A 300-nucleotide genomic window follows, 5' to 3' on the forward strand; every position below is an offset into this window, starting at 1 on the left:
GCCGACCTGTTCGGCCGCGATGCGGCCACGATGCGCCTCATTCGTTGCATGCCCAATACGCCAGCCCTTGTGAATGCCGGCTGCACCGCTGTGAGCCTAGGCGAGGGCACTACGGAGGCCGACGAAGAGACCTGCATCGGTCTGATGAGCAGCTTCGGCCGCGCCGTGGTCATCCCCGAGCGCCTGATGGACGCGGCCAGTGCGGTCAGCGGGTCGTCACCGGCCTTCGTGTTCATGTTCATCGAGTCGCTGGCAGATGGCGCCGTGGCCGCCGGTATGCCGCTCGCTCATGCCTACGAG

1 protein-coding gene is annotated in these 300 nt (G+C 66.7%); it reads left to right on the forward strand.

The annotated features are described in order from the left end of the window. A partial coding sequence (locus PZH32_RS12955; protein WP_275208666.1) for a pyrroline-5-carboxylate reductase family protein occupies positions 1-300 on the forward strand: 300 nt, incomplete at both ends.

Source organism: Adlercreutzia equolifaciens (genome assembly GCF_029076695.1).
Classification (GTDB): Bacteria; Actinomycetota; Coriobacteriia; order Coriobacteriales; family Eggerthellaceae; genus Adlercreutzia; species Adlercreutzia equolifaciens_A.